16 protein-coding genes are annotated in these 15,452 nt (G+C 24.9%); all 16 read right to left on the bottom strand.

The window, feature by feature from the left end; all coding sequences use genetic code 11:
* Positions 1–38: 38 nt before the first annotated feature.
* Positions 39–740, bottom strand: coding sequence for a ribonuclease III (gene rnc / locus I2A66_RS01335; RefSeq protein WP_122638258.1), 702 nt, complete (start codon positions 738–740; stop codon positions 39–41).
* 151 nt (positions 741–891) lie between these two features.
* Positions 892–1,341: a CD1247 N-terminal domain-containing protein gene (locus tag I2A66_RS01330; RefSeq protein ID WP_122638259.1), complete on the bottom strand. Its 450-nt coding sequence runs from the start codon at positions 1,339–1,341 to the stop codon at positions 892–894.
* Positions 1,342–1,426: 85 nt separating this feature from the next.
* Complete coding sequence (gene efp, locus I2A66_RS01325; RefSeq protein WP_122638260.1) at positions 1,427–1,984, bottom strand: elongation factor P; 558 nt, start codon at positions 1,982–1,984, stop codon at positions 1,427–1,429.
* 258 nt (positions 1,985–2,242) lie between these two features.
* Positions 2,243–2,749: a shikimate kinase gene (locus I2A66_RS01320; protein ID WP_122638261.1), complete on the bottom strand. Its 507-nt coding sequence runs from the start codon at positions 2,747–2,749 to the stop codon at positions 2,243–2,245.
* On the bottom strand, positions 2,750–3,301 hold the full coding sequence (locus I2A66_RS01315; RefSeq protein ID WP_122638262.1) for a type II secretion system protein: 552 nt from the start codon (positions 3,299–3,301) through the stop codon (positions 2,750–2,752). It lies immediately after the preceding gene.
* Complete coding sequence (locus I2A66_RS01310) at positions 3,291–3,566, bottom strand: hypothetical protein (RefSeq protein WP_124097553.1); 276 nt, start codon at positions 3,564–3,566, stop codon at positions 3,291–3,293. The genes I2A66_RS01315 and I2A66_RS01310 overlap by 11 nt, the downstream gene beginning before the upstream one ends.
* Positions 3,567–3,734: 168 nt before the next feature.
* Positions 3,735–4,268 carry a hypothetical protein gene (locus tag I2A66_RS01305; protein ID WP_147515553.1) on the bottom strand — a complete coding sequence of 178 codons (534 nt, stop codon included), beginning with the start codon at positions 4,266–4,268 and terminating at the stop codon, positions 3,735–3,737.
* A complete protein-coding gene (locus I2A66_RS01300; RefSeq protein WP_147515554.1) occupies positions 4,252–4,551 on the bottom strand; it encodes a hypothetical protein in 300 nt (99 codons plus the stop codon). The genes I2A66_RS01305 and I2A66_RS01300 overlap by 17 nt, the downstream gene beginning before the upstream one ends.
* Before the next feature lie 97 nt (positions 4,552–4,648).
* On the bottom strand, positions 4,649–5,497 hold the full coding sequence (gene aroE, locus I2A66_RS01295) for a shikimate dehydrogenase (RefSeq protein WP_243113285.1): 849 nt from the start codon (positions 5,495–5,497) through the stop codon (positions 4,649–4,651).
* A 66-nt stretch (positions 5,498–5,563) separates the two neighbouring features.
* Positions 5,564–8,023, bottom strand: a complete 2,460-nt coding sequence (locus tag I2A66_RS01290) for a PAS domain S-box protein (RefSeq protein WP_195250815.1) — start codon at positions 8,021–8,023, stop codon at positions 5,564–5,566.
* Between the two features lie 32 nt (positions 8,024–8,055).
* Positions 8,056–10,446: a PAS domain-containing sensor histidine kinase gene (locus tag I2A66_RS01285; RefSeq protein WP_195250813.1), complete on the bottom strand. Its 2,391-nt coding sequence runs from the start codon at positions 10,444–10,446 to the stop codon at positions 8,056–8,058.
* 178 nt (positions 10,447–10,624) lie between these two features.
* Positions 10,625–11,275, bottom strand: coding sequence for an RNA polymerase sporulation sigma factor SigK (gene sigK / locus I2A66_RS01280; protein ID WP_147515557.1), 651 nt, complete (start codon positions 11,273–11,275; stop codon positions 10,625–10,627).
* A 79-nt stretch (positions 11,276–11,354) separates the two neighbouring features.
* Positions 11,355–13,022 carry a peptidoglycan D,D-transpeptidase FtsI family protein gene (locus I2A66_RS01275; protein ID WP_147515558.1) on the bottom strand — a complete coding sequence of 556 codons (1,668 nt, stop codon included), beginning with the start codon at positions 13,020–13,022 and terminating at the stop codon, positions 11,355–11,357.
* 58 nt (positions 13,023–13,080) lie between these two features.
* On the bottom strand, positions 13,081–13,719 hold the full coding sequence (udk, locus tag I2A66_RS01270) for a uridine kinase (protein WP_122638272.1): 639 nt from the start codon (positions 13,717–13,719) through the stop codon (positions 13,081–13,083).
* 44 nt (positions 13,720–13,763) lie between these two features.
* Positions 13,764–14,720, bottom strand: coding sequence for a peptidase U32 family protein (locus tag I2A66_RS01265; protein ID WP_207734707.1), 957 nt, complete (start codon positions 14,718–14,720; stop codon positions 13,764–13,766).
* A 17-nt stretch (positions 14,721–14,737) separates the two neighbouring features.
* Positions 14,738–15,385 carry an O-methyltransferase gene (locus I2A66_RS01260; protein ID WP_122638274.1) on the bottom strand — a complete coding sequence of 216 codons (648 nt, stop codon included), beginning with the start codon at positions 15,383–15,385 and terminating at the stop codon, positions 14,738–14,740.
* Positions 15,386–15,452 lie beyond the last annotated feature (67 nt).

The following is a 15,452-nucleotide window of genomic DNA, read 5'->3' as shown; positions in this document are numbered from 1 at the left end:
ATCATCCTTTGCACTATTATGTCAATTTTATTATAATTCTATAAAATTTTATCTAAGGCTACTCTTGCAGCAAATTGTTCTGCTTCTTTTTTGCTCTTACCTTCTCCCACACCTAATACATCTTGATTAATACCAACTTCCATAATAAACCTCTTATTGTGATCGGGTCCTTTTTCATCAACCAACTTGTACCAAATATTACTTTCCCCTTTACCTTGTAATACTTCTTGTAAATGAGTTTTATAATCTCTAAATATTTTCCCTCTTCTAGCATCAGAAATAATCTTTTCCATATGATTTAATATGAACTTTTTAGCATCTTCAATAGATCCATCTAAATAAATTGATGCTATAACAGCCTCAAATGCATCTGCAAGTATTGATATTCTTTCTCTACCTCCAGTTGCTTCTTCGCCTTTACCAAGTAACATAAATTCACCTAATCGTATGTTATTTGCAACTTCACTTAAAGACTCTTCACAAACTATACTCGCTCTTAATTTTGTAAGTTCTCCTTCAGGTAAATCCTGTTCATTCTTAAATAAATAGTCACTAATTACTATACTTAGTACAGAGTCTCCTAAAAATTCAAGCCTTTCATTAAAGTTATATTTTTTATTTTCATTAGAATATGAACTATGAGTAAGGGCCTCTAGTATATATTCCTTATTTTTAAATTTATAATCTATATTTTCTTCAAATTTACATATATTATCTAAAATTCTTTTACTTATTCTCATAATACGACCTCCGAGTATATTATCTCTAGATTATAGTGTACTATTTTTTTTAAACTATTGCAAAACTAAAATTTTCTTTATAATACGCAAAAACCTATGAAACTATATAAGCTTCATAGGTAATTAATTTAGTTTATATTCAGTTCACTAATTATTCTTCATGGTGATTACATCCACAATCACATGGTTCCTCATTCTCAATATAACTATCATCTTCATCATCAGAAGATAATATTATAGACTGACAATTTGGACAAATTATATCTATTTCATCATTATATAATAAATCTTCATCTATATCTACTAAGTCTCCACAGTTAGGACACTCCATTTCAACATAGCTAAAGTCTTCATCATTTTCTTCTTCAACATCTTCATCTTCGTATATATCATCTTCCATATCAGCTAAATCTTCATCTATTGATTCTACATACTCTATAAGATCTGCTTGTTCTTCTTCTAAATCAACTATAGCATCAGCAAAGCTCTCTAATACCTCTACTATTTTATGTATGATTTTTCCTTCTTTTGTTTCTTTGCTTATTTCTAATCCTTCTGCAAGACCTTTTAGGTATGCAACTTCTTCATATAAATATTTCATGGATACCCCTTCCTTTCTTTATATACATTAAAAGCTCATATATCTCTATTATTGAGATATATAAGCTTTTATATACATAAAAAGATTAAACTCTTGATAAATATTCTCCAGTTCTTGTATCTATCTTGATTTTATCTCCTTGATTTATGAATAAAGGAACTTGTACAACTGCACCTGTTTCAACTGTAGCTGCTTTAGTTACATTACTTGCAGTATCTCCTTTTATTCCTGGCTCAGTTTCTACAACTTCTAACTCTGCAAAGTTTGGAGCTTCAACTTGGAAAGCTTGACCTTGGTAGAATCTTATTGTAGCTACTTCATTTTCTTTTAAGAATTTTATAGCATCTTCTACTTGTACATAGTTTAATGGTATTTGATCATATGTTTCTTCATCCATGAAGTAGTATAATTCACCATCATTGTATAAGTATTGCATTTGTCTTGTTTCTATATGAGCCTTAGGGAATTTATCACTTGGGTTGAAAGCCTCTTCTCTTATTGCTCCTGTTTTTAAGTTTCTGTACTTAGTTCTTACGAAAGCTGCACCTTTTCCTGGTTTAACGTGTTGGAAGTCAACTATTAAACAAGGTTGTCCATCTTTTTCGAAAGTAACACCTTTTCTAAAATCACTTGCTGATACCATTTGGGTTCCTCCATAATAATAAATTTATTGTATGAATATATTTTGGTGACGCTTAGATTTACTTATCTATTATTATAAACAAAAATTATTTTTTAATTTAGCTAAATGTCTATATTAAAGCCTTTGCTTATAATTTAATCACCTTACCTTTTTCAATTATATATTCTATTGTAATCTTGTCAAGTTATATTATATAAATTTTATACTAGTCGAATAACTTTTGATTACCATTATATCACTATATAATAATATCATATATTATCTGGTATAAACAAGTATTTGACTAACTACTTCATTTATATTTTTATTATTTATATCTATTTTTATTCTAGAAGATTCTTTATATTTTTCATATCTTTCTTTTAAAAGTTCTTCTATTTTTTTATATAAATCATCTGTATTTTTAAGTAAAGGTCGTTTTTCACATTCAAAGGATAAGTGATTTATTAATGTAGTTATATTCCCATCTAAAAAAATTACATTTTCTTGTTCTTTTAACAACTCACGGTTTATTTTTTCCTTAATTATTCCTCCTCCAGTTGAAATAATTACATCATCTTGTAAAATTATTTTTTTTAGCAAATCTGTTTCTAAATCTCTAAATTTTTTTTCTCCATATTTTTCAAAAATTTCTACTATAGTCATTCCTTCACTTTTTTCTATTTCATCATCCATATCAATAAACTTATATCCTAATTTTATAGATAACTCTTTTCCTATAGTTGTTTTTCCTGATCCCATAAGTCCTATTAGTATAAGTTTCAATTATAATCCCCCTTCATAATTTCTTATATGTACTTTAAATTTAGTTTCGTATACTTCATTATTTTTGTTTAATTTTAATTTTATATTTATAGACTTATCATCTATATCTCCTACATATATACATTCTACATAATCACCAATTTCATACCCTCCAGGTTCACTTTGACTCGCTAAATTAAGAGTATTTATAAATATTTTATTTGTATTTTTTTTAAAACTAATTTCTTTATTTTTAACTGATGTATTAATAATTCCGTTATTATCTTTGTACTTACACTTTATTGATTTTACACTATTATAATGCATACTATCTTCATAAACTTCTTCTAAATTATCAAGTTCAATACCTATTATACCTTTTGATTTTTCTATTGTTGATTTTATATGTTTGCTAATTTCTAGTCCTTGCTGCTGAAGTTCTACTTTATCTTCTATTTTAGTTTTAGCATCAATACAAACTATTAATAATGAAGTTAATACTAATATTATCGTTGCTACTATTGATAATGCTACTATACTTTCTATCAATAAGTATCCTTTTTTATTTTTCATATTGTCCTTCCTTTAAAAGGACTCTTCCACTAACCGGAACTATAGTTATCTCTTTAGATACATCACCATCAAATACTTTTATAGTACCTCCAGTAGGATTTGGAGTTCCATCTCTTCTAAAATAAATTTTTCTATTTGGCCAACTAATATTTACATCTTTGGGTACATAAATTTCTTTTACTTGAATTCCATTATCGACTAATATGTACCCACTATTTGAACCGTCTTTATACATCAAAACAAAACTATCTAAATTTCCTAGCATATTATTATGTTTAACATATCTTATATCACTACATAATTGTTTTGCAAATGAGTTAATTTCATAGTTATATAAATTAAATTTTGGTATACATATGCTACAAATTAAAATAATTACACTAATAGTTATAACTAATTCTATTAAAGTTACACGCCTTCTCTTTTCATAATTTTATAATTCCTCATAATTATATATAGTTATTAAATCATACACATTTAAATCTTCTTTTTCTTCATCTTGAATTAGATTAACTTTAGACCAAGGATTATCTATCCTTATTTTAACTAATATATCTTTCTTATATGAACCTCGAGTAGCTATTGTTTTTAAATCAAATTCCAATTTATTAATTTCTCCAAATGGGGTCTTATTAGTTAATTCAACCAAAACTTTATCTAAATCACTCTTAGAAATATCTTTTGACTTTAATATAAATGATCTGCAGTTATCATATTTAAAATAATTTATAAATTCATCTGAATTCTCGGTACTATCTATAGCATTTTCAACTTCTTCTAACATATTTGAGTAAATTACTTCTATAGCACTAAGTGAGTCTTCTTTAAGTTTTAAGTTTTTAATCTCTAAACTTGAAATTTTAATATTACTATATACTAAGCTAGTGCACATGAAACAAATTGTACTCACTAATGAAAATATAATCAATGTTATTATTAAAACAGATCCATTATTTTTTTGTAACATATGTACTTACCTCTAAGTTTTTATCTTGATAAGTTACTTTAACATTAAGCTTATAGCATCTATAAATATTTTCATCTTTTTTAATAGTAGACTCTATTTTATATTTTCCAATTTGATTTTGTTCTTGTAACTTATTAATTTCTTTAGTACTTTTTATTATTTCCTTTTTATCATTAATATAACTTTCCGCTATATTAACCATTTCTATGGTATTTTTATTACTCTCAGCAAACTTATAACTATTTTGCAAAGATATCGCTATAAGGTTTACTATTAACATCATAACTAATAGACTTATTATACATTCTATCAGTGCAAACCCTTTATTTTCATTTATTATTTTTTTATTAATATTAAATCAAATCCTTTATAATAATATTTTACTTTATACTATCTAAGTAAATTTCATTTATTTGATTTTTATCTTCTATTGTTGTGTTTATATCTGTCCATATATTAAATGCTTCTAGGCCTTGATTTATTAGCATGTCTATTCCATAAACAACATTTAGCTTATTTTTCAATGCCCATTTAATAAATGTTGTTTCATGTGGCTTATAGACTATATCACAAACTAACATTTTTTTATTAACTACAATATCTTGATTTATAGGGCATTCATCATTGCCCATTCCAATAGGTGTTGTATTTATCAATATATCAATATGTTCTAAGTTATCTTCCATTATAGTATCATTTGATAGAGTCGCTTTTGTATTAAAATTATTATTTATTATATTTATAATTTCTAATGCCTTTTCTTTACTACGATTTCTTATTTCTATAGATTCTACATCATTTGATGCTAATTCCACAGCAATACTCCTACAAGCACCTCCAGCTCCAATTATCATTATTTTTTTATTTTTTAGATCATAGCCCTTATCTAAAATTGATTTTACAAATCCTTTTCCATCAGTATTATATCCCTTTAGTCTACCACCTTCATTTTTTATTGTATTTACCGCCCCTATTAATTTAGCATTTATTTCTATCTCATCTAAGTACTTTATAACTTCAACTTTATGAGGTATAGTTATATTACATCCAAGTATATTTAATGCTTTAATTCCTTTAATAGCATTTTCTATTTCACTAGGAATTACATCATAGCATACATATACATTATTTATTTTGTATTTATCAAATAAATAATTATGTATATTCGGTGAAAAACTTTGTTCTACTGGATGGCCTAGTAAGCAAAAAGTTTTAGTTTTTGAATTCATTTCATTATATCTCCTATCTATCATTTATTATCAATTTATCACTAAATTATACAATACGTTAATATTTTAAAAACTGCACATTTTCTTATATTCTAAATATGCAAATCCATCTTGTTTATAATTATCTCGTGTTTTATAGGCTTTGTCTTCGTGAACTCTTTTTATATCAATAACTATTTCCATATTACGAGGACCTACTTTTATATTAAGGTTACCTCCATAAAATTCTATAATTAGTCTAGCTAATGTAATACTCATTTCAACAATTTTATTTTCACTATTTTTAATATACTTATCATAATCATATTTATCACTATTTTTAATCATGATAGTTATAAAATCTTTTTTAGTACCTAGTTCAAATACAACGTTACTTTTTTTCATAGAATATTTAATAACAATAGATAATAATATTAATATAACTTTTTCAATATCATCTATATCTATGTTTACTATTTTTTCTTCTTCATCTGTATCAAAAACTATATTTACATCTTCCTTATCTATAAATTCACTAAACTCATCTACAATATCTTCTGATATATCAACTATATTATAATAGTCTTTTTTAAATTCATGAAAATTAGACTGCAATTTAGCAAGTTCTATCATATTATCTATTAATCCCATAAGTATGTTTACATGTTTTTTTACAATCTCTATTGTATTTAAGACTTCAATATTGTTATTCTCTTTCAACTCATTTTTATAAACAACCTCAATTAGCTGATTACTTGAATGTATTAAGTTTAGTGGAGTCTTTAACTCATGAGACATATTTATAAAAAATTCATTTTTAGATTTGTTTAACTTTTCTTTTTCTTCGATTTCCCTTTCTATTAACTCTGCTTTTATTTGTTCTGTAATATCTCTAACTATACCAATCATTTTTATTTTTTTATTTATATCTAAAAGCATTCCACCACATTCTATATTAATTTCGTTTCCATGTTGATCATTTAGAGTATCTCTTTTATATTTAACATTACCATTTATACTTCCTGAAGTCATAATCATATTTTTGTTTATGCTATCTATATCTACATTTGTTATCTCTTTGCTTCCTATCATATTGAAAAATGCTTTATTTGCATACTTAAGCATTTTACTATCAAAATCTAAAACATATATTCCTTCTGGAATTATATTTACTAATGATTCATATTTCTTTTTACTTCTCTCCAATTTTTTTAATAAATTTTTATAGCTAGTTATATCTCTAATTACAAATAGTGTTCTGTACTCCTCACCTTCAATATAATTTACTTTATCTATATTTAAATAAGTATCTATACCATCGCTATACGTATAGTATAATTCTTCACTTGAGCATTGACCTAATATTATATTTTTTATATTTTCTTGATTAAAATCAATATATTCGCTTTTATTATTATTATATATAATCTCATCTTTATTAGCTATAAGAACAGAGTAAGGCATATTATCTACTATCTTTTTATACTTAGTATCATTGTCTTTTATTTTCATATCTATTTGTTTTCTAGAAGTTACATCTTTCATTATACAAATAACACCCGTTGAATTGTTATTTAGTTTAACTGGTATAGATCTACAAGTAAAAGTCCTACCATTCTTATCTTTAATTTCAGTTTCAATTTCTCTATAGCTACTTCTAGATTTTTCAATATTATATATAAGTTTATCATCATGAGCAAAACTATTTTTACAAAAAAGTTCTAAACTAATGTTATACTCGTAATTAATATATTCATTCCATATATCATAAAAACTACTATCTTCGTTAGTTATATAACCTTCATTATCTATTAAAAACATAGTTTTTTGAGAGCCTTTTAACATTAAATTTAATATATTTTCTTTTTTTACTATCATTTCACTTGTATTTTTATTAGTAGACTTCTTCATATTTAATTTTTCATCATGAATTTTAATATTTATGTTTGATCTATTTAACTTACTAATAATATCTACGCTTTTATCGTAATATAATTTTACATATACTTTAAAAATATACATTAAAATATAAATACTACAAGCCAACACTAGTATTGAATTTATATTTTCTATTAACATATTTTCTTTTAAAATTAATTCTAAAAATATACCTATAATATACATAAAATGAAGCATGTATTTTATATGAAATTTTTCATTAAATATATAAATAGAAAATAAATACAAGTTAGTTATTAAGACGTAAATATTTATAACCATACTATATAAATTATCATTTATATAGTATGGTAAAAATAATGATATCAATATCAATGAATAATTTAGAGCTAATACAATGTCCTTATACTTATTATGTATTTTATAAAGTTCTAAATTTACTAAAAATGTCAGTACTATTAAGTTACTAACGCTTCTATAAAATGAAATTTTATTTAAAATATTATACAACTTTAATAAAACTGTACTTAAAAGCATAACTGACTGAAAAATTATATTTTTATATTGACCTTTCACTAAATTACTGCTCAATATGTATAAACTTGTAAGAAAAATTGATACATTAATTATATCTAAATATCTACACATCCCATTTCCCCTTCTAGTTTAATTAATAATCATCACGAACCCAAGTCAAAGTATATATCCGAAAATTCTATATCAATATTTTCTATATCTGTACTTTTATCTATTTTGCCTTTATCTTCATTTAACTCAATAACTTTATTGTTATCTAATATGACTTCGAATTTACTACCACAACCTACCTTACTATATACATTTATCTTAGCATTGTGCGCTTTTACTAACTGCTTAACTAATGCCAATCCTACACCAGTTCCCTCAGCACCTCTAGATAGAGTTGTATCAACTTGTTCAAAGTTCTCAAATATAGTATCGATTTTTTCACTTGGTATTCCAACTCCAGTATCTTCTACAGAAATAATTATATTATCCTTATCGGTATTAACTGATACCATTATTTTTCCATTACTGTTTGTAAATTTTATTGAATTAGATAATAAATTTAAAATAATTTTTTCTATTTTACTTTTATCTATTAATATTATTTTTTTCTTTATATTAGTTATAAATAATATTTCTAGATTTTTATACTTTGCGTATTCTCTAGATAGCCTAACTATATTCTCTATAAATTTAACTATATCACATCTACTATAATTCATATCTAAGGTTCCATTTTCAATCTTACTTATTTCATCTATATTATTTAGTAACCTTTTTAATCTATAAGAATTTTGTCTAACAACTCTAGAGTAATTGTCTATATATTTAAATTCTTTTCTTGATTCATTATTTTGCAAAATCTTATTAACTTCGAATATTGTATTAATAGGTTTTTTTAAATTATTACACATTGTGTATAAGAATTCTGTTTTAAATTTATACTTATCTTTCATTTCATTTAATTTTTCCTTCATTTGCTCTGCTCTATATTCATCATCAAGCATACTCGCAACACAAACAAGATTATTATCTTCTTTAGAATCAGTTATAGCTATAGAAATATCTGCATTTTCATCATTGTCTAGACGAAATCTCTTAAACTTTCCATAGTCGCCATTATCAATATATTCTTTTATAATTTCATTAAACTTGTCTGCTCCTACTGACTTTAATATTTTTATCATAGACCTATTTCTATATATGTGTAGTTTGGTCTTTTTATCTATTATTACTATACCTTCTGGAAGAGCTTGCAAAAGCAATTTATATGTTTTTTCACTTTCTTCTAATTGATTTTTAACTTCTTCTAATCCTGTAATATCTACAGCTATACTTAACATCATATTTGTATTATTTAAAGTTATATGTGTTGTTATAAACTCAATAATTTTTCCATGCTCAGTTTCTATTTTGCAAACTGATTTTTCTTCTTTCCCACACTTTACTAAGTTTATATTTTGTAAAAATTCTTTTCTATGTTTTTTAATTATATTATTTTTTATATCATCTATTAGAAGCACTTTATCCATATTTTTATTTATATTAAATAATTCTAATGCCTTATCATTTAAATAATTAATAGTGTCTATACTATGAATTATTACACCATCATTAATTATATCCATGAGCTTCCTATATTTCGTTTCACTTTCTTTTAATTCATTTTTTATATTTATATCTTTGGTTATATCTTCTAATAAGCATATTTTTAATTCTCTATCATTTATAATGTCTAAATTACAAGTAAATTTAAAAATTTTGTTATCGTAGGTTTTAAGTTTTACTATATTATTAATCTCATGATTAGCAAAATTTATATTGTTTAACATATCATCGAAATTAATTAACTTTTCTTTAAAGCTTATTAATACATTTTCTTTTTTTAGTTTAATATCTTCTTCTTTTAAAAACTTTTCAAATTCTTTATTTCCATATATATAGTCTAATTCACTATTCAATACAAATATAGGTATATTCAAAGCTTCAATTGTACTTTCTATTTTACAGTTTAATGTCATTACTTTTTCGTTGAGATTCTGTTTTAGATTAGATTCTGATTCTATTTCCTTGATTGACTTCGATATGTATTTTTTATTAAGCTTTAGTTTATGTTTATTTTTGCTTACACTTATCCTTAGTTTTTTTATATTGTTTATTACTCCTAAATGTATTAATAATAAATTTGATATAATACTGATTATTAAACTTAATTCATAACTAGCACTTAATGATATTATAGAAAATAAATATCCTATAGCTATAATAAAATTTAAGTATAATTTAAAATTTATCTTCTTATAAAATAATATAATCATCAATATTTTTATTATAAAAATAGCAGCAATTATGTACAATTTACTTTTATTTATAGACTGCATGCCTATATAGATATTTACACATACTTCTACACAGTAAATTAAAGATACTATCATAAATATTATACTTTTATTCAAAAAACATCTTCCTATAGATAGAGTGGCAATAGAAATTAATATTATAGTATTTAATAAACTTAGTACCTCTCTATATTCATATAAGTTCATCCTCATTCCCACCTTATAAAATTTAAGTATTATTTTTTAGTTTTATTTCATATAATAAGTAAAAAAAATAAATATTGTTATATATTTTTTAAAACTCAATATTTATAAATATATATGTAATATTAGCACAATGATTTCAAATAATTTGTCAATTCTTGATTTAAAGCAAAAAAAAGCCTTATTCAAGGCTTTTTTCTGTTTTAAGTTCTTTTCTAAGTTTTTTTAATGCTCTTTTTTCTATTCTAGAAACATAAGACCTAGATATTTCAAGTTTCTGAGCAATTTCTCTTTGCGTCTTATAACCCGATGTCGTTAAACCATATCTTAACTTGATTATTTCTTTTTCTCGATCAGTTAAAATTTTTTCTAGATTTTCATAAAGTTTACTTATTTCAACCTTTAGTTCAACTTGATCTACAACATAATCGATATCTGTTCCAAGAACATCAATTAAACTAATTTCATTACCTTCTTTATCCATTCCAATTGGATCTTGAAGTGATACTTGAAACTTATTCTTCTTATTAGTTCTAATATTCATAAGAATTTCATTTTCAATACATTTAGATGCATATGTTGCTAATCTAGTGCCTTTTTCTACATTATATGTTTCTATAGCTTTTATCAGTCCTATTGTTCCTATAGAAATAAGATCATCTTGATCTTCTGTAGAGTTGTTATATTTCTTAGCTATATGAGCTACTAATCTCATGTTCCTTTCAATTAATACTTCCTTAGCTGACTCGTCATTTTCTAGCTTAAACCTAGTTAAATAGTATACTTCTTCTTCAGGGGTTAATGGTTTTTCAAATGATTTGAGAATAGTCAACTGCCTCCCCCCTTTTTAACCATATATCATTTTAAATTATATGTTTCAAGGATGAGTAAGTTTACTATTCTTTAAAATATTACTTATTTATTTTATTACAAATCTCTTTAAATATAGGTATTGCTGATTTACTTTCATTCTCTGTTCCTTCTACTAAGACAGTTATTGCATACTTAGCATTATCACTTGGATAAAATCCTGTAATCCATCCATGTGTTATAGAAACACCATTAAGACTACTTTGAGCTGTTCCTGTTTTAACTCCACATCCACTATCTAGGTCATTAAGCTCTTTAGCTGTTCCATCTTTTGAAACAGATTTCATAATTTCTTTTATTTTTGTCATTATATATGGTGATATAATTTCTTCACTCTTAGAATTTTGGAATTTTTTTATAATATTTTTATCATTATTAATTATACTATCATACATATATAAGGGCTTATAAGTACCATTATTAGCAATTATTTGTGTTAGTTGATTTATTTGTATAGGTGTAAATTCTATATCAGCTTGACCTATAGCCAAATTTCGTATAGAAATTTCATCAGGTATATTAGATGATACTTCCTCTTCTAATCCAATTCCTACAGATTCATCTAAATGAAGTGTTTTCACTGCCTCTATTATTTTTTCTTTACCAACTTTCATAGCTATATCTAAAAATGCCGGATTACAAGAATTTGCAAATGCATCTTCTAATGATTCTATTCCATGACCATCAGCTTTATGACAGTGCAGTATTTCTTCAGTATCACCTATAGTAGTTTTACCTGTACAGTTATACGTATAACTATCATCTATAATCCCATTTGATAAAGCAGCGTATAATACAACTAATTTAAATACCGAACCTGGTGGATACGTTACTGATATAGCTCTATTCTCCAATTCCCTATTTGTACTATTAATATAATTAGCTATATTATTTTGATTATAATTAGGTCTTGAGCATATAGATAGTATCTCTCCTGTTTCAATATCCGATATAACAACTGCTGTTGGATTAGATTCTTTATCAACTACATCTTCTACTATTTTTTGTATTTTAGAATCGATTGTAAGTTTTATATGTTTATCTGTATCATTATCTTTTACAGTTTTTATACTTCCATCTAAAATATCCAAACCTTGACTCTTCCCAGAATCAGCTGCTTTAAATACAGAAACATATTCTTCATTATTATCTTTTAAAATATCATCTAAATTTTTTTCTATACCACTTTGGGCACTTTGATCAAATTTTTTTAAATATCCAATTGTGTGAGTTAAAAGATTTTTATCAGAGTATCTTATAGTTTTTTCTTCTATTATTATTCCAAGTTGTTCAAGATCTTCAGTTTTATCTTTATTAATTTTATCTACTTCAATCTCTATTATGTTAGACAATAGTTGATCTTGAACAGCTTTGTATATATCTTCATCACTAAGATTAGTTGCTTCTTTTATTAAGTTTATATTATCATGATCCCCACTTAAAATTTTATTAGGAATTAGCAAAACTGTTTCTTTTTCTGTATCAGTAAGTTTAACATTATTTCTATCATAAATTATACCTCTTCCACTATTTAAACTTACTTTTTCAGTACTTTGGCGCTCTACTCTATTAGAGTATTCTTCACCTTTAAATATTGATATATATGAGATCCTATAAATTAAAAAGCCATATATTATCAAACTAATTAAGAATACACTCTTTATGCGACTTCTACTTTTTATAGATAATGGACCTTTTATTCTTGACATAAAATCACCCCTTAGATATTTATCATTTTTGACAAATTCTAAGGGGTTAATACTTATTTTAGTATGTTAAATTTAATTCACTTCTTATTTTTGATATTACTATATCTATAGCAACTTGATTATGACCACCTTCTGGCATTATTATATCCGCATATTTTTTATATGGCTCTATAAACTGATCATGCGCTGGTTTAACTGTAGTTAAATATTGTTCTATAACTGAGTCTACAGTTCTACCTCTCTCTTTTATATCTCTTTGAATTCTTCTAAGTATTCTTATGTCATCTTCTGTATCAACGTATATTTTTATATCTAATTTATCTCTTAATGCTTCATCTTCTAATATCATTATACCTTCTACTATAATTATATCTTTTGGAGCTATCGTTATAGTTTCATCTAATTTTCTTGTATGAACTTCATAATCATACACCGGCTTCTCTATACTCTTACCTTCACATAATTCTTCTATATGTTGTATAAGAAGTTTATTATCAAAAGAAAGCGGATGATCATAGTTAGTTTTTAATCTATCTTCAAAACTTAGATGACTTTGATCTTTGTAGTAAGCATCTTGTTCTAAAACAGATATATTTTCTTCTGGTATATTTTCTATTATAGATTTACATACTGTACTTTTTCCAGATCCTGTTCCTCCTGTTATTCCAATTATAAGTGGTCTCTTATTAGTTTTCATTTTTATTTCTCTCCTTAACATGTGATACATAATCTATGTCTAAATTATTTTTTTATACTTTTAAAATACTCTTCATCATAAATTTTAGTTTCATCTAGATAGAATCCTGTCGTATATTCTCTTTTATTACCTTTTCTTATTTCATTCATTATCGATTCATCAAATTTATAATTTTCAGGATCTTCATAGAATGAATCTATTACTTTTCTATATGCTTTAACTACATTTTCTATATAATCAGCATCTTTTTTTCTACCTTCTATACTAAAGCTACTTAATCCTGATTTTATAAGCTCTGGTATAAATTCTATCATACATAAGTCTCTTGAGCTAAAGAAAAATGTTCCATTTTCATCTTCATAAACAGGACAATATTCTCCAGGTCTCTTTTCTTCTACTAAGTTATATTTCTTATCTTCTGAATAAAGATTTATATCTCTTGTAGATATATAACTTGTTAATAATTTTCTTCCAGAATATGACATACACATTCCACCATGTACAAATGCTTCAACTTCCATATCAAATGGTATATTTGCTTTTATTCCTTGTATTTCTTTAAGAGATAACTCTCTAGATACCGCTATTCGTCTTATCCCAAAGTCATACCAGAAATTTGCTGTTGCATAATTGTTTACATTTGCTAGAGTTCCTAAATATAACTTCATATTTGGCGTTACTTTATTTATAGTTTCTAAGACTCCAGGCTCAGAAATTATTAATGCATCTACATTAGCTTCTTCTAGTTCTAATAAGTATTTCTCTAATCCTATAAAATCTTGATTATGAGGAAGTAAGTTTATAGTTACATATACTTTTTTACCTCTCTCATGAGCAAAATTTACACCTTCTATTATATCCTCTTTTGTAAAATCTTTTGATGATGTTTTCATTCCAAAAGATTCTCCTCCAATATATACAGCATCTGCACCGGCTTCTAATGCTATTTTTAATGTTTCTAAATCCCTTGCGGGGGCTTGTAATTCAACTTTATTTATCATAATATTTGTTCACCTTTCTATTTTTCTTTATAACTAAGCGCTACACCATCTCCAATTGGTATTAAAGATGTACTTAAGTAATCGCAATTACATATATAATCAAGATAATTTCTCATTCTCTTTACTATAGTCTTTTTTCTTTTAACTACAAAGTCATCATGTGCGACCATTCCTTTGTATAATATATTATCAGATATTAAAAGTCCTCCAACCTTTAATTTATCTATAATCATATCATAAAATAACTTATATTGACCTTTTGCTGCATCCAAGAATATCATATCAAATTCACCTTCTACATTTGCCAATAATTCTTCTGCATCCCCTTCTAATATAGTTATATTATTTTCAAATCCAGCCCTTTTAATATTTTCTTTAGCCTTTTCTATCATAGCTTCATTTCTTTCAACAGTAGTTATTTTTACGTCTTGTCCAACTGTTGTTGCAAAAAGTATAGAAGAATATCCTATTGCACATCCAACTTCTAATATTCTATTTGGCTTATTTACTTTTAATAATACTTTTAATAAGTCCGAAACTTCTTTATGTACAATTGGTACATTATGTTCAGCTGCATAAATTTCTAATTCTCTTAATAAACCTTCTTTATCCTTCAAAGTAGTTCTTATATATTCTTCTACTAAATCGTTTACTATATTACTCAATTAAATTCACTCCTTATAAATTAATAGGATTAGGCCTTAATATATAAGGCATAATCCATAAACTTTG

The sequence above is a fragment of the Romboutsia sp. 1001713B170207_170306_H8 genome (genome assembly GCF_015550495.1).
Lineage (GTDB): Bacteria > Bacillota > Clostridia > Peptostreptococcales > Peptostreptococcaceae > Romboutsia_E.
This window is presented reverse-complemented; position numbering and strand designations above follow the sequence as displayed.